Origin of the sequence: Paenibacillus sp. Y5S-9 (assembly GCF_036894235.1) — a bacterium.
GTDB lineage: Bacteria > Bacillota > Bacilli > Paenibacillales > Paenibacillaceae > Paenibacillus.
This window is the reverse complement of sequence record NZ_CP145887.1, coordinates 3,295,345-3,313,311: the sequence shown is the minus strand read 5'-3', so window position 1 is coordinate 3,313,311 and position 17,967 is coordinate 3,295,345. Positions and strand designations below refer to the sequence as shown.

General features: G+C 43.7%; 18 protein-coding genes. 7 read left to right on the top strand and 11 right to left on the bottom strand.

The features are described 5' to 3' along the window. Positions 1 to 103: 103 nt before the first annotated feature. From V6669_RS14760 to V6669_RS14750, 3 genes are all read left to right on the top strand, one after another. Positions 104 to 1,417 (top strand): ABC transporter substrate-binding protein, encoded by a 1,314-nt coding sequence (locus V6669_RS14760; protein ID WP_338594651.1) that lies wholly within the window; start codon positions 104 to 106, stop codon positions 1,415 to 1,417. 68 nt (positions 1,418 to 1,485) lie between these two features. Then, positions 1,486 to 2,358 (top strand): sugar ABC transporter permease, encoded by an 873-nt coding sequence (locus V6669_RS14755; protein ID WP_036670879.1) that lies wholly within the window; start codon positions 1,486 to 1,488, stop codon positions 2,356 to 2,358. A gap of 1 nt (position 2,359) precedes the next feature. After that, on the top strand, positions 2,360 to 3,190 hold the full coding sequence (locus tag V6669_RS14750; RefSeq protein WP_338594650.1) for a carbohydrate ABC transporter permease: 831 nt from the start codon (positions 2,360 to 2,362) through the stop codon (positions 3,188 to 3,190). Positions 3,191 to 3,308: 118 nt separating this feature from the next. Here V6669_RS14750 and V6669_RS14745 read toward each other — a convergent pair whose 3' ends face one another. Then, on the bottom strand, positions 3,309 to 4,013 hold the full coding sequence (locus V6669_RS14745; protein WP_036670878.1) for an SDR family oxidoreductase: 705 nt from the start codon (positions 4,011 to 4,013) through the stop codon (positions 3,309 to 3,311). Between the two features lie 221 nt (positions 4,014 to 4,234). Further along, on the bottom strand, positions 4,235 to 6,649 hold the full coding sequence (gene helD, locus V6669_RS14740) for an RNA polymerase recycling motor HelD (protein WP_338594649.1): 2,415 nt from the start codon (positions 6,647 to 6,649) through the stop codon (positions 4,235 to 4,237). 411 nt (positions 6,650 to 7,060) lie between these two features. Here helD and V6669_RS14735 point away from each other — a divergent pair, with 411 nt between their 5' ends. Continuing rightward, the gene (locus V6669_RS14735; protein WP_338594648.1) at positions 7,061 to 8,041 is read left to right on the top strand and encodes an aldo/keto reductase; all 981 of its coding nucleotides are present in this window, start codon (positions 7,061 to 7,063) and stop codon (positions 8,039 to 8,041) included. A gap of 74 nt (positions 8,042 to 8,115) precedes the next feature. On the opposite strand, the gene V6669_RS14730 is transcribed toward V6669_RS14735, so the two are convergent. The 3 genes from V6669_RS14730 to V6669_RS14720 form a co-directional block, all read right to left on the bottom strand. After that, the gene (locus V6669_RS14730) at positions 8,116 to 8,487 is read right to left on the bottom strand and encodes an iron chaperone (RefSeq protein ID WP_338594647.1); all 372 of its coding nucleotides are present in this window, start codon (positions 8,485 to 8,487) and stop codon (positions 8,116 to 8,118) included. 126 nt (positions 8,488 to 8,613) lie between these two features. Then, the gene (locus V6669_RS14725) at positions 8,614 to 9,087 is read right to left on the bottom strand and encodes an HIT family protein (RefSeq protein ID WP_338594646.1); all 474 of its coding nucleotides are present in this window, start codon (positions 9,085 to 9,087) and stop codon (positions 8,614 to 8,616) included. 179 nt (positions 9,088 to 9,266) lie between these two features. Beyond that, on the bottom strand, positions 9,267 to 10,307 hold the full coding sequence (locus V6669_RS14720; protein WP_338594644.1) for an NAD(P)-dependent alcohol dehydrogenase: 1,041 nt from the start codon (positions 10,305 to 10,307) through the stop codon (positions 9,267 to 9,269). A gap of 192 nt (positions 10,308 to 10,499) precedes the next feature. Between V6669_RS14720 and V6669_RS14715 the strand changes: the two genes are divergently transcribed. After that, on the top strand, positions 10,500 to 10,913 hold the full coding sequence (locus V6669_RS14715; RefSeq protein ID WP_338594643.1) for a MerR family transcriptional regulator: 414 nt from the start codon (positions 10,500 to 10,502) through the stop codon (positions 10,911 to 10,913). A gap of 98 nt (positions 10,914 to 11,011) precedes the next feature. Here the strand turns inward: V6669_RS14715 and V6669_RS14710 are convergent, their stop codons facing one another. Continuing rightward, entirely contained in the window at positions 11,012 to 11,590 is a 579-nt protein-coding gene (locus V6669_RS14710) for a TetR/AcrR family transcriptional regulator (protein WP_338594642.1), read from the bottom strand. A gap of 290 nt (positions 11,591 to 11,880) precedes the next feature. Between V6669_RS14710 and V6669_RS14705 the strand changes: the two genes are divergently transcribed. Then, positions 11,881 to 12,804, top strand: coding sequence for an AraC family transcriptional regulator (locus V6669_RS14705; protein WP_338594640.1), 924 nt, complete (start codon positions 11,881 to 11,883; stop codon positions 12,802 to 12,804). Positions 12,805 to 12,941: 137 nt separating this feature from the next. Here the strand turns inward: V6669_RS14705 and V6669_RS14700 are convergent, their stop codons facing one another. The 5 genes from V6669_RS14700 to V6669_RS14680 form a co-directional block, all read right to left on the bottom strand. Further along, positions 12,942 to 13,964 carry an NADH:flavin oxidoreductase/NADH oxidase gene (locus V6669_RS14700; protein WP_338594638.1) on the bottom strand — a complete coding sequence of 341 codons (1,023 nt, stop codon included), beginning with the start codon at positions 13,962 to 13,964 and terminating at the stop codon, positions 12,942 to 12,944. 112 nt (positions 13,965 to 14,076) lie between these two features. Further along, a complete protein-coding gene (locus V6669_RS14695; protein WP_017688554.1) occupies positions 14,077 to 14,421 on the bottom strand; it encodes a rhodanese-like domain-containing protein in 345 nt (114 codons plus the stop codon). 51 nt (positions 14,422 to 14,472) lie between these two features. Further along, positions 14,473 to 15,117 (bottom strand): SDR family oxidoreductase, encoded by a 645-nt coding sequence (locus tag V6669_RS14690; protein ID WP_338594636.1) that lies wholly within the window; start codon positions 15,115 to 15,117, stop codon positions 14,473 to 14,475. Positions 15,118 to 15,255: 138 nt separating this feature from the next. Beyond that, the gene (locus V6669_RS14685; protein ID WP_017688556.1) at positions 15,256 to 15,681 is read right to left on the bottom strand and encodes a MarR family transcriptional regulator; all 426 of its coding nucleotides are present in this window, start codon (positions 15,679 to 15,681) and stop codon (positions 15,256 to 15,258) included. A gap of 186 nt (positions 15,682 to 15,867) precedes the next feature. Further along, entirely contained in the window at positions 15,868 to 16,896 is a 1,029-nt protein-coding gene (locus V6669_RS14680) for an ABC transporter substrate-binding protein (protein WP_338594634.1), read from the bottom strand. Positions 16,897 to 17,107: 211 nt separating this feature from the next. On the opposite strand from V6669_RS14680, the gene V6669_RS14675 reads away from it, so the two are divergent. Continuing rightward, on the top strand, positions 17,108 to 17,920 hold the full coding sequence (locus tag V6669_RS14675) for an undecaprenyl-diphosphate phosphatase (protein ID WP_036608062.1): 813 nt from the start codon (positions 17,108 to 17,110) through the stop codon (positions 17,918 to 17,920). Positions 17,921 to 17,967 lie beyond the last annotated feature (47 nt).

Genomic DNA, 17,967 nt, shown 5'->3' with positions numbered 1-17,967 from the left:
TTTACACATTAACGTTCAAGCACAGACATGTACCGGGGCGAGAAAAGAATCTATAATCGGACTTGTAAACGGATTCACTAAACGTTTTAGAGGGGGATTTGCATTGAAAACAATAAAAAGAAAAAAGGCGATTTCCATTATTCTGGCCAGTTTATTATCGGTCTCGTTAACGGCTTGTGGATCAGGAGGTACGGATTCCGGCACAGCTGCTGGCGGGGACAGCAAGAGTGGCAAAGTCACTTTGGAGCTGGCCATCTCTAAAAGTTCTCAGGACTCTGCCTTCATCCAGCAGGACATTCTTGATGCATTCGAAAAACAAACGAACATTCGTGTCAATTTGCAGCTGATTCCAGCGGAACAAACAACAACGGTACTGCAAACCAAACTGGCTGTAGATGAAACGCCTGACATTATTCAGTACAATCTGGCGAGCGCAGTCACAGACCTGAACCTTGAACGTAACTTCGAGATTCTGGATAACGAGCCTTGGGCGAGCAGAATTGTGAACAAAGACGTCCTCTCTTCTGGTGGTCATCTCTACAGCTTCCATGTCAGTCAAGATACAGGGATGCAAGGGGTCGTTTATAACAAACAAATCTTTGAAGAACTCGGATTGTCGATTCCAACCAACTACGAAGAATTTCTGGCGATCTGTGAAAAAATCAAAGCAAGTGGCATTACACCTGTATTCATGCCTTATAAAGACGCCTGGGCTGCCAACATCTGGCCTGCTGCAGCATTTGCCGATTTTGTAGCAAAAAATGACCCGACTTTTTTTGATGAGCTGAACAGTAATAAGAAAAAATGGTCTGATATCCCGGAATTCAAAACATTCCTGGAACAACAATACGAGATTTACACCAAAGGGTATACCAACACGGATGTGCTTAGTGACAGCTATGACATGGCCGTAGGTAAATTCCTGAACAAGGAAGTTGCCATGATGTTTATGGGCGATTGGTTAATTGAAGGCGTTGCCGAGCAAGATCCAAATATGGAACTGGGCGTATTCCCGATTCCATCGTTGGATAATGCCAGTCTGGGCGCAAGTCCACTGGGCGGACAACTGTTCATTCCGAAGAAATCCAAACATCTGGATGAAGCCAAACAGTTCCTGGACTATATCGCTTCCAAGGATGTCGCACAACAGATCGTCGATTCCAAAGGATATGTATCCAATTTCAGTGACGTCACCACACCAGAATTGCCGGCTTACAAGCAGGATATTGTAGACAACTATATTACGCCGAAGAAAACCGTGCTGACAACGGATGCATACATGCTGGTTGATCGCAGCGAACTGTACCGATTGTTGCAGGATCAATTCGCGGGTGGATTGTCACCGGAAGAAGTACTGAAATCCTGGGATGAGAAGTTCAGTCAGCTGATGCAGGATAAAGGCGTAGAAGGTTTCTAAAGAGTGAAATATAAGGCAGCATAACAGGATCGACCGTTATGCTGCCTAGTTATAACGGAGTGTGAGACATGAAAAGGACTAAAAATCTGTACTCGTATTATATGATATTTCCCGCACTGATTATCTACTCCATCTTTTTCGTTGTGCCTGCTCTCGCCGCTTTCTATTATTCATTCACGGATTGGCGGCTGGATCGGCTGGAGCTGAAGTTCATCGGATGGGATAATTTCCAGAAAATTTTCTCGGACAAAACGCTTATTCTGGCGCTGAAAAACACGGCGATATTTGCAATCGTCACCGTTGTTGGCAAAAATGTCATCGGCCTATTGCTGGCCGTAGGACTTAACATGCGATTAAGAACAAAGAACCTGCTGCGTGCGATTTTCTACTCCCCCTCCATTCTCAGCATCCTTGTGATCAGCATTCTGTTCACTCCCATGTTGCGTACCGAAGGTACAATCAACAATTTGTTGGAATCTGTTGGGTTACATTCGTTAAGCCAAGCTTGGCTCACCAACCCATCGATTGTGATCTGGACGATTGCCATCGTCTCGATCTGGCAGAGTGCCGGGTTCCAGATGGCCATCTATCTGGCGGGCCTGCAGTCCATTTCTCAAGAGTATTACGAGGCAGCCAAGATTGATGGCGCAAGTTCGTGGAGAAGTTTTTTCAAAATCACACTACCACTCTTGCTGCCCGCGATTAACATTAACCTGATGTTGACATTGATCGGTGGACTCAAAGTATTCTCCGAAGTATATGTCATGACCGGTGGTGGCCCGGGTAACGCTTCCCAGGTCGTAGGTACGATCATTCTGCGATCTTTCGGCGAAGGCAACTGGGGACTTGGTACCGCGGTCAACACCCTTCTGTTCGTGGTCGTTACCATTATCGCTATACCGCTATTGATCTTCATGCGGCGTAAGGAGGTTACGGAATAACATGGGCTATACACGCAAACTCGCCATCCGCAACTATATCGTGGAAGGTTTCCTGATTCTGGCCTCTCTTATCGTTCTGTTGCCGCTTGTCATTCTGATCTTTGGTTCTTTCAAAACCAGCGCCGAAGTGCTTAGCTTCTCCCTGAGTTTTCCGGAAACATGGCAGTTCTCGAACTATGTTCGTGTCTTCCAGGAAGGCGGTCTGTCGCGAGCGTTTTTCAACAGCATTTTGATTACTGGCGTATCTTCCATCATTAATATCGTTGCTTCTTCGGCAGCAGCATTCATTCTGGCACGTCGGGAAACCAAATTATCCGGCACGATCTACATGTATTTCTTCATGGGACTGATTGCGCCAATGTCGATTATTACAACCATACGGGTTGTACAGGGATTGGGGTTCTACGGCAGCATCACAAGTGTCATCCTGATCTACGCCGCGTTAAATACAGCCTTCAGTGTATTCTTGTATAGTGGATTCATCAAAACCATTCCACGTGCGCTGGACGAAGTGGCATTTCTGGAAGGAGCAAGTGTGTTCGGCGTGTTCTTCCGCATCGTCACACCGCTCATCCTGCCCGTTAACGCAACGGTAGCGATCATGGTGTTCATGTCCTTATGGAACGACATCACGATTCCCGTGTACTTCCTGACAGACAGTTCCACATGGACGATGCCACTATCGATCTACAATTTCTACGGCAAATATAGCCGGGACTGGAACCTGATCTTCGCCAATCTCGTGCTTACTTCACTGCCTGTATTCATCCTGTATCTATTTGGGCAAAAATATATTGTCAGTGGCCTTACTGCCGGTGCAGTTAAAGGTTAAACCTTATATCCTCACCGTTCTTGAGGGAATGGAATTGGAGGATTCATGACGTACTTAACCCCCACCATATCTGGTGGGGGTTGTTTTATTTATAACAAGAAAATGTATCTACGCCTCTTTATTTTTGAAACAATTGCGGGTAAAGGGCAGCCACACCACCAGCAAGACCCTGTTGTACATTCCGACTGGTATCATCAGCAATAATCTCGTAGAGATCCGCTTCGATGGAATCTATTGCAATTTTGGCAATATCAGTTGGGCTCGTTTTTGGTGCGTCGATACCTGCCGTCATATCCGTATCCATGAACGCTACGTGCAATCCGGCAACACTAACGTTCTTAGGGGCTAATTCCAGACGTAATGCATTCGTAATTCCCCACTGAGCGGATTTTGCAGCTGAATATGCACCTGAGTTACCAAGGCTGAGCCAAGATAGAGCGGACAGGATATTCAATATCGAACCGCCCCCATTCTTCTCTATCACCGGTGCAAACGCACGAATCATTGAGAGCGTACCGAATACATGTGTATTGAATTCCAAGTGAATATCGTTCAGCTCACCCGTGAGCAGAGAAGCACCAGTAGCGGAACCAGCATTATTGATTAGAAGGGTTACATCACTGGCTACCTCAGCTGCAGCCATGACAGATTGTGAATCCGTAATATCGAGTTGCAGTGGAATTGCCCCCGGCAGATCAATTGATTCAGGGTTTCGTGCGCCAGCATACACTTTGGTTCCCCTCGCCAACAGTTCAAGAGCAAGTTCCTTGCCCAACCCTCGATTAGCCCCACTTACAATAGCAACTTGTTTGGAAATATTCATTTATTATTACTCCCTCTCATTGAGAATGTATTTATTTTTGAGCTGTTATGGGAATGATCATTCTCATAACTCCCAATAACAATTTATCACATCGGGAACGATCAGTAAAGAATAACTTTTATGATTCATGTCTTTATAAAAAGAAGATGCCCGATAACCTTTGAAATAAGGCTCCGAGCATCTTTCTTTGGTCCTTCATTGAGAACGGATTTACATATGGATTATGATTTTATGTCATACAGATTCGCAGGTAACGCCTGCACAAATGGTGACCAGTCACTCACTGTATATAGATGAAGTCGGTGCATGGCTCGTGTGCAGGCCGTATACAGAAGCTTGCGATCATATTCCTGGCTGTAAGCGACGGGTGAAGCATCATAGATCAGGACAGCATCGAACTCAACGCCTTTGGCGAGATACACAGGAATAACCATGATCCCTTTTTCGAAAATCTCTGTATCCTTTGTTATGAGCTGTAACCCTTCGCCGCCTTGACTTTGCAACCTTTCATAGGCATCACGACTTTCAGCCGCGGTTTTCGTAATCACAGCGATGGAATCAAACCCCTCCGCCTTAAGCGCGGCGATGTCTGCGAGAATCTGTGTACCACGCAGATTTTTGTCCTTCAATTTTGTTAAAAGAGGCTTCTGATCTCCCCTTTCAAACGGTCTTATCTCTTCTCCCCCAGGTAACATCTGTCTCGTGAATTCAACAATCTCTTTGGTTGAACGATAACTGCGTACAAGGCGTATCAATGTAGTTTCGCCTTCTCCGTAAAGGTGAACCAGTGGCGAGTTGAATGCTGCCAAATCCGTAGCCTGCATAAAGATCGCTTGCCCGAAATCCCCCAGCACCGTCATGCGGGCACGAGGAAACAGCTTTTTAAGATATTCATATTGAAACGCCGAATAATCCTGGCCTTCATCGACAAAGACATAACGAATCTCTGTGTTCGTCCGGACGCCTTCGATCATCTCTTTTACATATAAATACGGAGTAGCATCCTCATGGAACAGCTTGTTCTGAAGGATCATGGCCTTGGTCTGTTTACAAATCTCAGGCCAGTGCTGTGGGGGGATTGCCCCATTCGTTTGTTCTCGATAAGCGGCTTCATCTACAAATAGTTGTTCGTATATGCCTTTCACATCCACGAACTGGAATTTCCGCACACTCTTTCTTAAAGGTTTAAACATGTCTTTCACCAGTTTCTGACGAAGCAACTCCTCTTCCTGCACTGCAAAGTTAAAGGCACCCTCATCTTGCACTGCACTGTTATTCCCGTTATCTCGTGCTGCGTATTTTTCCGCCACATCAAACACAGGCTTTTCTTTGTGCAACATGCGGAAAGCTTCCACGTACTCTTCTGTGTCCAGATAATTCAACTCCTCCAGAACCCAGTCTGCTTCCCGTTCCAGACGTTCCAGCGAAACAAGTTCTCTCAGCAGCCATTCCTGCAAAAGAAGTATACGGTTGGACAAGGTAAGATTTTGATCCAAACTGTAAAATTGGGTCTTGATTCGATCTGAGGTGATGAATTCACGTCCCCGAAATTGAATGCCGTTGAACCGCATGCCCTCCCGCCCCAGCCACTTACCGTAGTTTTGGAGCACTTGCAGGAATGTCTCGGAAGCTTTGTACTTAATCGCCTCCAGACGAGCTTCATATCCCGGATCTTCTTGGGCTGTCAGCACATATTCAATCTGATCAAAGGCATCCTCTGGTCGTAAGGAGGAATCCAGCCAATAATTCAGATATTCCTGGAAAGTCGTCTGCTGCATATTTTCTTCGCCAAGTTCCGGGAGCACGGTGGAAGTATAACTGGTAAACATCGGATTCGGGGAGAAAAGTACAATCTGATCTGCTTTGACGGTCTGGCGGTGTTTGTATAGTAAGTAGGCCACTCGCTGTAACGCAGCGGACGTCTTGCCACTGCCAGCTGCCCCTTGAACGATAAGCATTCGGCTTCGATCATCACGAATAATGGCGTTTTGTTCCTTCTGGATCGTTGCTACAATGCTCTTCATTTGTGAGTCTGCACCCTTGGCGAGCACTTGCTGCAACAATTCGTCACCAATCGTCTCAGTTGAATCAAACATGCTATGAATCTGCCCATGTTGAATCTGAAATTGACGCTTGAGCTCCATCTTTCCTTCAATTCGTCCTGAAGGTGTGTCATAACTTGCTGGCCCGGGAGAGTGATCATAGTACAAACTCGCAATTGGCGTACGCCAGTCATAGATTAGAAAGTTCAATCCATCTTCATCCATGAAGGATGATACGCCGATGTAGATCTGTTCAGTCAATGTCATGCCTTTTTCCTTATAGTCGAAACGGCCAAAATACGGCGTTGGAAGCAGTCTCTTTGTATTTTTCCATTGTTGTGTTAACAGCTTGTGCCCGCGCTCCCTCTCGGCCAACACTCTGGACTGCTGATTAATGGTATAGAATGCATCTTCAAAATCACTGTACGAACTCGTATTGATCGTCACTTCTTCCCAGAACCGTTTACGAATTTCGGCAGCCTGTTCATGCAGTCCGGCAACCTTCGGTTCTAGCTCGTCGAGTCGTGCCTGAAGTTTATTCCTCACCTGCACTAATCTGTCCTCTTCCAACTTCCATTCGTTTGTTTTATCCATGAATAAGTCCACTCCCTTTTCCATTTATTAGGACCAAAAAAAGAGCATTGACAAATCGGAATGTCGGATGTAAAATTAAATTAGGAGAAATAATGATTCACCCTTTACATTCAATATAAATGTCAATTGCGCTATAGATTATATCATGGCTTTTTTTCACGTTCAATCCTTTTTTTCTGTTCTGACTGAGTTGAACAATAATTCATATTGAAAAAAAGATGTCCCTTTCACTACTCTGGGGGCATCTTTTTTTGTGTCCTCTATCTAACGGATTCCAGGATTTTGATAGGATTAGGCAAAAGTTTGATAGTAATGTGGTACAGGTTGTTCCATTCGTTATGACATAATAATGTGTAAATAGGTCACCATACAGGTGGCAATAATAAACATTAGAAAGGATTTGAACATGATATGGAATATACAAAACTTGGTAATACAGGCTTGGACGTATCTCGATTTTGTCTGGGATGTATGGGATTTGGGGACGCCAGTAAATGGGTTCATGAATGGGTACTGAATGAAGAAAATTCTCGCCCCGTGATCAAAAAAGCACTGGATCTAGGCATTAATTTCTTCGATACAGCTAATGTATACTCTCTGGGTACAAGCGAGGAATACCTTGGTCGGGCATTAAAGGACTATGCCAATCGGGATGAGGTTGTCATTGCTACCAAAGTACACGGACAAATGCATAAAGGACCCAACGGTTCTGGCCTTTCCAGAAAAGCCATCCTGAGTGAGATTGATAAAAGCCTGAAACGATTGGAAACGGATTATGTAGATCTGTATATCATTCATCGTTGGGACTACAATACGCCTATTGAAGAAACCATGGAAGCCTTACATGATGTGGTGAAGTCCGGTAAAGTGAGATATATTGGCGCTTCAGCCATGTTTGCATGGCAGTTCCAAAAAGCATTACATGTAGCAGAAAAAAATGGTTGGACCAAGTTTGTCTCCATGCAAAACCACTTGAACCTCATCTACCGTGAAGAAGAACGTGAAATGTTGCCTTTATGCAAGGAAGAAAAGATTGGTGTGACTCCCTACAGTCCTCTTGCTTCAGGCAGGTTAACCCGTGACTGGTCCGTATCGACACTCCGATCCGAGACAGACAAAATTCAGAAATCCAAGTACAATGCGACTAGCGATGCAGATCAGCTTGTTGTTGAACGAGTTGCATCCATTGCAGAAAAATACGGTGTCCCTCGCACACACATTGCACTTGCGTGGTTGCTACAAAAAGACACTGTAGCGGCTCCAATTATTGGTGCCACCAAAATATCGCATCTGGAAGATGCGGTAGGTGCTCTTTCCGTTAAGTTGACCTCAGAAGACGTCTCATTCCTTGAAGAGCCCTATGTGCCTCACCCTGTTGTAGGTGCTCAATAATCGCTTTTGCTTACAATGTAGAAGCCCCCCCTTTCCGTACTCGGAAGTTGGGGGTCTTCTTTTTTTATCATGATTTATTTTCGCCAGAAAGTTGAACATTCTGCCTTATCCGCTATATTGAACTCAATCATTCGCTCAAGTAATGAATAATCAATCTCCTGTTTCCACTTCATCCGCACCAACTCTTTGGTATGATCATACCCCGCCTGAGTGATCTCTTCCGAAAAACGATTAATTCCTGCCTTCTCGGGAGCAACAGCCAAGTGTTGCTTGGATACACTAAAACCAATGATAAAGGTATCATGGTCGGTAAACATCGGTTGGTTCCAGGCTATTTTTTGTTTTAATTTCGGGAATTTTTCAGTGACCCAGTTCAAAACTTCTTCTGTTCGTGCCTGGTGTTCCGGATTATCGATGCGTGCTATAAATTCTGCAAAGGTCTCCATTGGTTCCCCCTATATTATGAAATATACTATTTAATTTTCCCCATTCAAACTCATTCTATCATGAATATCAAATTCCAAACCCTTATCTGCCAATAACTCAACAAAAAATGAGCAGCCTGCTAGACTTTAAATGTTTTCTTTTATCCAAGATCGCAACTTATCCGCATAGAGAGCCCGTTCATCTGGATCGGACGGAGAACCATTTGACAGATACAGTTGATCATTCACGTATCTAGGGTAAACATGCAGATGATAATGCCACACGTCTTGATTACCAGCAGGTTCATTATGTTGCCGTGTAGAAATCCCATCACATCCATATGTACTTTTCATTGCAAATGCAGTAAGCTGAGCCGCACGGTGTATTTCAACAGCGTAATCCGCAGGGAGTTCAAAGATGTTCTCGAAATGTTGATTCGGAATAATAAGAACATGTCCTTTATTGTTTGGCCACCATTTGCCTGCTATAAATGCCGTTACCTTTTCATTCTGATAGATGATATCCCTTTGCTTTGTTCCCTGATCAGGTCGCTCGATACCCCAAATACGACAAAATGGACATTCATACCCTTCGGGCTGATGTGAAAATGATGCTGCCATCTCTCTCATTCCACTCCTTCATATTTTTCTAACTAGTTATTAGACGCAGGTATCTTCTGTTCGTTGCGACAAGAGCGCGGGTAGTAGAACGAATCAGCAATTAACAAACTGATAAGCAAAAAGCAGCTGACCTTGGCGGTAGCTGCTTTCTTCTATCTTTAACTATCAATATTACACACTTAGATTGTGCTGTTATCAATAACAAAGCGATATTTCACGTCGGAAGCCAATACACGTTTGTATGCTTCGTCAATCTGATCGGCGGTGATGACCTCAATATTAGGTACAATATCATGTTCTGCACAAAAATCGAGCATTTCCTGCGTCTCACGAATGCCACCAATCATGGAACCAGCGAATGAACGGCGATGACCGATAAGAGAAAAAACGTTAACAGCTAAAGGTTCTGCAGGAGCACCTACGTTCACAAGTGTACCATCCAGCGTGAGCAGTGAGAAATAAGCGTTAATATCAATATTAGCACTTACTGTGTTAATCATCAGATCGAAGGTACCTGCAAGTTTCTCGAATGTTTCCGGTTCGCTTGTGGCAAAGTAGTGATCTGCACCAAATTGCAGTCCATCTTCTTTTTTGCTTAAGGATTGGGAGAGAACCGTTACTTCGGCACCCATCGCATGTGCAATTTTGACAGCCATATGACCAAGACCACCCATACCTACAACGGCAACCTTCTTACCTGGGCCAGCTCCCCAGTGATGAAGTGGTGAATACGTCGTAATACCGGCACACAGCAAAGGTGCAGCAGCATCAAGTGCAATGTTATCAGGGATGCGAACGACGAAATCCTCTACAACAACAATATGAGTTGAATATCCACCTTGCGTAGGCTCACCGTATTTGTCTACTCCAGCGTAAGTTTGAATATTTCCTTTGAGACAGTATTGTTCTTCACCTTTGCGACAGTTAACACATTCACCACAAGAGTCCACCATACATCCGACCCCTACTCGGTCACCGACCTTGTATTTGGATACTCCGGTTCCTACATCCGTTACAATCCCGGCAATTTCGTGTCCAGGAACGAGTGGATAATTCACAGGTCCCCATTCACCGTGGGCAGTATGGATGTCAGAATGGCAAATACCTGCATATTTAATCTCGATTAATACATCATTGGTATCCAGATCACGTCGTTTAATTTCAGCACTTCTGAATTGTTGGTCTGGTCCGTCAACGGCTCTGGCTTTAGCTATAATCAATGGTATAACCTCCTCGTAATTTAAAGTTCAAAATAATCTTACCCCCTCGAGTTAACTCTAGGTCAAATGTTTATCTTATTTTTTTATCTCCAACGTACTTTGACATCCAGTAATCCAACATGTTAGAATTCACTCGGATCAATCCTAGAGTTAACTCGAAGTCTACCCCTAGTAGAAAGGAATTCATTCTAAATGACCTATTCAATCGGTGAAGTTGCCAAAAAATTAGACCTTACGGTATATACATTGCGTTACTACGACAAGGAAGGACTCATGCCTTTTGTGGAACGTACCACGAGCGGAACACGTTTGTTCAAAGACTCCGACATTGACTTTCTAAAGATCATCCAATGTCTGAAGCTGACCGGGATGCCTATTAAAGACATTAAGGACTTCATTGAATGGTGCTCTGAAGGGGACTCCTCGCTGAAGCAAAGATATGACATGTTTACGGAGCGAAAAGCTATTGTGGAAGCACAAATGGAGGAACTAAGAAAGACCATGGAAGTCATCGAGCACAAACGCTCCTACTACGAAACAGCTTTGGAGGCTGGAACCGAAGAGATTCATAAAATTAAACCGATGGAAAATGCCATCACCAATTAATGGTTCATACTTTCTATTTTCTAAAATTAGCGCACAAAAAAGTAGCTTGAAGTCCTCTAACGGATTTCAAGCTACTTTTTTGGATATGTCTCCACTCATTATTTTTCCAAAAGTTTCATCGTTACATTGATAATACGGTTTAGTTTTTCTTTATCCGTCGAGGTTCTTGCCATGGCTCTGATACCGACAGAAATATTGTGCAGGTACTCTGCCACTTCCTTCGCATCATGATCAGAAGAGAATTCTCCCTCCCGCTGCCCCCATTGAATAATCTGCTCGAACATTCGCTCAGCTTCGTTAAACGATTCAAGAGATCGGTTGTCCACTTCCTGATCACGTGTGCCTAGCTCCACAGCCGAGTTCACGATCAAACAACCGGATGGTGTCTCTTCTGCTTCACTGATCATAACATCAAAAATTTTATGCAGTGCTTCCACTGCCGTCTTGGATGCCTTGATTTCTGCAAGTAATGTGGTGCTGACCTTACCGCTGTAACGATCCATTGCCTGCAAGAACAGCGAATGTTTGTCGTCAAATGTATCATATATACTTCTGCGATGAATTCCCATATGCTCAACCAGGTCACTCATCGACGTTTTCTCGTAACCTTGTTCCCAGAAGATCTTCATTGCTTTATCCAACACTTCGTTCACTTCAAACTCTTTACTTCTAGCCATTCGACTTCCCTCCTAAAATCAATCTAACACATCGGGAACGATCAGTAAATAAAAGATGCAGATACCTCTTTTCATTCTCATCTGATCATGTATTAGCTGATCCGTAAGTGTATATCTTCTGTACTTGTTGTATATCATGACCTGTGTACTTGTGAATATGTAACCAACAATCAGCATGTCTTATCCATTCACATCAAATGTTTGCCTATTCCTATCCGTTTTCTACCGCCCAGGGTCTATATACGATAGAATGTAACTTATTATGTTGTGTCGAAAAAGGAGAACTACGTATGTCTGATCAAATACACGAACAACAAAACGAATTAGCCACACTCATTGACCGTTTGTCTGACAAGGACGGGGTGCACCCTACGGCTATCCCCTCATTATTTTTAATCCGCGAATCCGTCGTTACTGAACCTATATTTAGAGTGAATGAACCATCCTTTTGCATTATCGTTCAGGGTGAAAAAGAGGTCCTGCTGGGACAGGATCGTTTCCGGTATGGTCCAGGAAGTTATATCGTGGCAACCGTTGACTTGCCGGTTAGTGGACAAGTGATTCAAGCCTCGTCTGAGGCTCCCTATCTGGCGCTGAAACTTGAATTCACATCCAGTGAGATTCTGGAAGTATTGAACCATTCTGATTTCCCAGCAAAACCGCGGAAAACGACGAGACGTGCGATGTTTGTCAGCCAAGCCGAGCCATCTCTGCTGGATGCAGTCATCAGGTTAGCCCGTTTGTTGGAAGATCATTCGGAAGATATTCCACTACTCGCTCCTTTGTTCAAAAAGGAAATTCTCTATAAAGTTCTGAAAGGCCCACATGGGATTGCCCTGGAACAAGCTACCATGGAGGGCAGCCATACCTATCGAATCAGAGACGTTATTGAATATATTATGAATCACTCTGATAAAAATTTTCGGGTCGAGGATCTGGCGGATTTGGCGAATATGAGTACTGCTTCGCTGCACAGACACTTTAAAGAAGTGACTGCCATGAGCCCGATTCAGTTTCAAAAACAACTGAGGCTGCAAGAAGCTCGCCGCTTGTTATTATCCAAATCCACCGATGCAGCAGATGTAGCATTTCAGGTAGGTTACGAGAGTCCTTCCCAATTCAGTCGTGAATATTCTCGTATGTTCGGATATCCGCCCAGAGAAGATATTAAACGCTTGAGAGGCAGAGCCGATGAAACGACTACACTCTATTGATGAAGACTGGCTATTATGTTTCTTTACCTTGTCTAGTTTAACCCAAAAAAGGACTCCTTCTGTTTTGTCAGAGGAGTCCTTTCTTATTCATGTATTAATGAAGATCTCTAAATCATCAACATTAAATTATCAGTACATTAAAAGCCAGTTGTATATTGTTTTGGAACTTCCGTTGTCTTGCGCAAAGCAGACGCAGCTTCCAAGGCCCAATAAGGATTTCTTAACAGACCTCTACCGACTGCAATGAGATCGGCTTCTTCATTTCCGATGACAGCATTCGCCAACGTAGGATCATCGAGTCTTCCAACAGCGATCACGGGCACATCAAGAGCCTCTTTGATTGCTTTAGCGAGAGGTACTTGATAAGCCGCGTGAGTTCCTGGTCTGCCCCATGCAGCGATAGGTCCCTCGCCACCAGATGAGATGTCAAATACGTCAACGCCTGCCTCTTGATATGCTTTGGCAAACTCGGAACTTTCGTTAATGCCATAGCCACCTTCTACATATTCTTTGGCTGAAATACGCATCATCAAGGGCATATCCTCGGGCATCTCTGCCTTAGCAGCCTGAATAATCTCCCGGCCGAATAAAGTTAAATCTTGACCGTATTCATCTTCTCGCTTGTTTGTTAGTGGAGAATGGAATTGATGAATTAAGTAACCATGTGCACCATGAATCTCAATTGTATCAAATCCGGCTTTAACAGCACGAGCTACAGCACTCCGGAATTTTTCAACCATTCCTTTAACTTCATCCGTTGTGAGCGCTCTAGGTTGCTTGGAATTCTCATCAAAGGCGATCGCGGATGGAGCAACTGGAACTTCGGCATCTTCTGCTTTGCGGCCCGCATGAGCAATCTGAATACCGACCTTGGCACCATAACTGTGACACGCATCGACGATCCGCTTCAGAGCTGGGATCTGTTCATCCGACCACAGTCCAAGATCATAATCTGAGATCCGGCCATCCGGCTCCACATCTGTCATTTCAATGATAATGAGACCTGTTCCTCCCACGGCACGACTAACGTAGTGCATATAATGCCAATCTGTTGCAATACCATCTTTTTGCTCAACTGAATATTGGCACATTGGAGCCATTACGACACGGTTTTTAAGCTCTAGGCTTTTAAAAGAATATGGACTAAACAAATCTGTCATCAAAATAAAACTCCCCTTTTCATGAATCACGTATAATGAAAATGCATGCGCAAGCATCGAAAAAATACCTGCAATTAATAACTCCGTATGATTTGGAACTCACATTTAACTTTTACTTCATCACATAAAGACATTCAAATCCATGCTTTCGCAAAATACGGACAGCCTTTTTGGATTGAAGCATACCAGGTGACATTATAATTACGTTATCTTCTCGAAGAAGGTATTTTTCCCAGGTGAAAGCAAGCCGTCCCAATGAGATGTTAATCGTATCCGGAGTAGGATTAGCCATATAATCCGTCGCATCTCGAATATCAATCACTTTATACTGCCGAAAATCACGCTCTTGTCTGAGAAATACTTGATAATCTATATATTCAAGATTGCGTACTGGCCAAAATTGACGTACAACGATGAAGATACCTAATATGAAGGTCAAAAGCATCAACATAATCATTGTATAGCCCTCTCTTAACTCATCAGATATCGTCGAAAATTTTGTTTTGCATCAAAGCTTAATCAATGCCTCAGATATTGTATCCTCACCAGCGATTAGATCAAATGAACGCTTGTAGGTATTCTTCTCACTCAAACTGGCCAAAATCACATGAGCTACATCTTCACGAGCAATGTTACCGGTTGTGATATTCTCGGCAGCAGAAACTTTACCTGTTCCTGGTTCATTCATTAGAATCCCTGGACGTATAATGGTATATGTTAATCCACTGATCTCTAACAATTTATCAGCATAGTGCTTCGCTGCATAATATGGAAGGGTGTTATCATGCCAGTTATCACGATTATTGGCTTGGATCGCACTCACCATGATAAATCGATCAATACCCGCTTTTTGAGCCGCTTCAATAGTTTTCCCGGCACCATCCAGATCAATGAGGAGTGTTTTATCATATCCCGTTGTACCACCAGAGCCAGCTGCAAATACAATTGCGTCACAACCCGTTGCAGCAGCTACAAGTGAGTCAACCGTACCTTCCAAGTTGGCAAGCACCGTATCCACACCCTGTGCTGCAAATGAATCTACCTGTTCTTGTTTTCGTACCATGGCAAGAACGGTGTGCTCTTCACTATTCTTCAAAAGATGAATAAGCTGTTGACCAATCTGTCCATTTGATCCAACGACGAATACCTTCATGTTCAATACCTCCTTTATACATGAATCACCGCATCCACATTAAATTCATGCGCATGCATTTAATTTAAAGGATATTTTAATGAGTGTCAAGTCTTCTTATAGGGTAAATGATTACATTACCCTATATTCACCCTAGCCCTAGAACAATTCTTTAGTGAGGTTCTCTAATCGAGTCTCAAATCCATCCTGTTCCAATTCAGTTTGCAAGACCTGATTAAACGTTTGAAGTGCTTTCTTGTATTTATTCTCTCCAAGCTCCGTAATACGAGTATAAATGCCACGCCGGTCATCTTCACATGCATGTCTTTCCAGAGCCCCACAGTCTTTGGCTTCCATCCTAACGACGAGCCTGGAAGTAGCACTTTGGCTCAACCCCACTAGTTCTTGAAGTTGCTGTAGGCGTAATTCCTTACCCTCCGCATTATATATGAAGTTTAACACATAAAATTCCTTCAAAGATAAGTCATATTGTTGAAGCAGAGCTTGTTCCAGCTTCTCGTTCAGATGGGTATGAATGTTAGAGAAAGCCAACCAAACATTCAAACGTTCACTCTTTTGCTGCAATCTAGATCACCCCACTTGATATTTAATGTTCATCAGCTGTTATCCTATTGTATCAAGCTTAATTACATTGGTCAAAATCCATCCAATATCGACATATATAACATTCTAATCTCATAAGAAGAGCATTTCCCCGTCTTGTAACGACGTTTGGAAATGCTCCAGTATCACCATTTATGCAGTCTAATCTTACTTTACGGTAAGCAGGCTATCGGAAATAAATTGCAGCTGACCTTCCAACGTTAACGGATCGTTGTACGAATCTGAAGTTGGGTCAAGCTGGAACACATGATTTGCCTTCACCGCAGGCAAGTTCTTCCATAATGCATTATCATATACGATCTTGGGATCAGTTGTATCTCCCGACCACGGGCTTGTGAAGATGATATCCCCCGCATACTCCGGTAATAGTTCCATGGAGATCGAAGCCCATCCAGTTCCGCTGTCAATCGCTTCAGCTTGGGCCTTGGCTGGTGCCTTGAGACCAAACTCCCCGTAAATAATTTCACCGCCTCGACCATAGTTATGACCGAATACAAATAATCCTTTGGCGTATGGATTCAGTATGGAAACGGTGCGATCGCCTACAGCTTCCTGAACCTTGGGCTTCAGTTCGTTGATCTTCGCTTCCCATTTAGCATTCCAAGCTTTAGCTGCGTCTTCTCTATTGGTGAGCTTGCCCATTTCAAGCATCAGATCCTTGAAATTGCGCTTACCATATGCAATCTGTACAACAGGCGCAATCTGCTCCAGCTTGTCGATGCCCTCTGTTCCAGTGTACACGATAAATAAGTCCGGTTTTAAACTGATTAGTTTCTCTGGTGTAGGCTCTTGACCCAGATCACTGGTGCCCGCTGCTACAAGTTGATCCTTGATATATTTGTTGTTCATCGCTCCTGATAAAGCGCCGACTACTGGTGCATCCAGGGCAACAAAGTACCCTGTCGAAAATGATGTCAAATCAATAATGCGCTTAGGATTCTTCGGTACCTGTACTTCTCCTGCATCCGATTGATACGTAACAAGTTCCTCTTCGGCAGTTGCCGCTTTATCAGCTGAAGAAGCTGAATCCGAGCTCGTCTTGGTTTCTGTCTCCGCAGCTGTATTCGTGCTATCACCGGTTGTACTATCGGTCGTCGCAGACTGACCACATGCACTAAGTACAATCAGCAAGATAAGTGCCATCATGATCCATATTGATTTTATCTGTTTACGCAAAATAAACCCACCTTTTCGTTGATATTGATAATCGTTATCAACGATATCATGCTATGTAGGATTTGACAAGCTATGTTTATTTCCCTCTCTCTATGAACTCTAACTTGCAAGTCACCAAGTTAAACAGCTATCATCAATAGAGTAGACAAGTCACTTTTATTAAAAAGAGAGATCATTGGAAAGCCAATGAAACGTATTCAAGGAGGACAACATGGAAGAGATTATATTGTGGTTAAAGTATTTATTTTTAGGTATTGTTCAAGGTGCAACGGAGCCGATTCCCGTCTCCTCAAGCGGTCATCTGATCATCGCCCAGAAACTGATGGGCATCAAGCAGAATGGATTGTCATTTGAGATTTTAACAAACACAGCATCACTTATCGCTATTATTTTTATTTTCCGGGAAGATATCAAAAAGTTGATTATTGGTGCATTGGGTTACCTGCGTACTCGTAAAGAAGAATATCGAGCAGACTTCATGTTTTGCTTATACATAATTATTGGTACGATCCCTGCTGCTGTCGTTGCAGTCCTGTTCAAAGACCGGATTGAAGAAATTTTCTCGTCCGTATATACCGTTTCCATCGCGTTATTAATCACCGGTGTTGCCTTGTGGCTTATTCGTAATCTTCGTGGGCGCAAGCAAGACGGTGATCTGTCTACGAAAGATGCACTGTTGGTAGGTCTGGCTCAGGCGGTCGCTCTTATTCCGGGCATTAGCCGCTCAGGGGCAACTGTAATTGCGTCCATCGCTGTTGGCATGAAACAGGAAACCGCTTTGAAGTTCTCCTTTATGCTGTACATTCCCATAAGTATCGGTGGACTCATTATGGGTGTATCCGACATTGCCAATGATCCGAATCGATCACAACTGGCTATTCCTTATCTGATCGCATTCATCACGACGCTCTTTGTCACGTATTTCTCCATGAGATGGTTTATGGGCATTATGGCCAAAGGCAACCTGAAATACTTTTCGTATTACTGTTTTGCCGCAGGTACATTGTTGCTGATCTTCTTATAAAAAAATAGTCCACACACCAAAAGGAACAACCAGCGATGGTTGTTCCT

Bases quoted from the DNA above. Each gene is read 5' to 3' on its own strand.
- V6669_RS14755 (WP_036670879.1), top strand. From the start codon at position 1,486: ATGAAAAGGACTAAAAATCTGTACTCGTATTATATGATATTTCCCGCA.
- V6669_RS14750 (WP_338594650.1), top strand. From the start codon at position 2,360: ATGGGCTATACACGCAAACTCGCCATCCGCAACTATATCGTGGAAGGT.
- V6669_RS14745 (WP_036670878.1), bottom strand. From the start codon at position 4,013: ATGAATATTTCCAAACAAGTTGCTATTGTAAGTGGGGCTAATCGAGGG.
- helD (WP_338594649.1), bottom strand. From the start codon at position 6,649: ATGGATAAAACAAACGAATGGAAGTTGGAAGAGGACAGATTAGTGCAG.
- V6669_RS14735 (WP_338594648.1), top strand. From the start codon at position 7,061: ATGGAATATACAAAACTTGGTAATACAGGCTTGGACGTATCTCGATTT.
- V6669_RS14730 (WP_338594647.1), bottom strand. From the start codon at position 8,487: ATGGAGACCTTTGCAGAATTTATAGCACGCATCGATAATCCGGAACAC.
- V6669_RS14725 (WP_338594646.1), bottom strand. From the start codon at position 9,087: ATGGCAGCATCATTTTCACATCAGCCCGAAGGGTATGAATGTCCATTT.
- V6669_RS14715 (WP_338594643.1), top strand. From the start codon at position 10,500: ATGACCTATTCAATCGGTGAAGTTGCCAAAAAATTAGACCTTACGGTA.
- V6669_RS14710 (WP_338594642.1), bottom strand. From the start codon at position 11,590: ATGGCTAGAAGTAAAGAGTTTGAAGTGAACGAAGTGTTGGATAAAGCA.
- V6669_RS14705 (WP_338594640.1), top strand. From the start codon at position 11,881: ATGTCTGATCAAATACACGAACAACAAAACGAATTAGCCACACTCATT.
- V6669_RS14700 (WP_338594638.1), bottom strand. From the start codon at position 13,964: ATGACAGATTTGTTTAGTCCATATTCTTTTAAAAGCCTAGAGCTTAAA.
- V6669_RS14695 (WP_017688554.1), bottom strand. From the start codon at position 14,421: ATGATTATGTTGATGCTTTTGACCTTCATATTAGGTATCTTCATCGTT.
- V6669_RS14690 (WP_338594636.1), bottom strand. From the start codon at position 15,117: ATGAAGGTATTCGTCGTTGGATCAAATGGACAGATTGGTCAACAGCTT.
- V6669_RS14675 (WP_036608062.1), top strand. From the start codon at position 17,108: ATGGAAGAGATTATATTGTGGTTAAAGTATTTATTTTTAGGTATTGTT.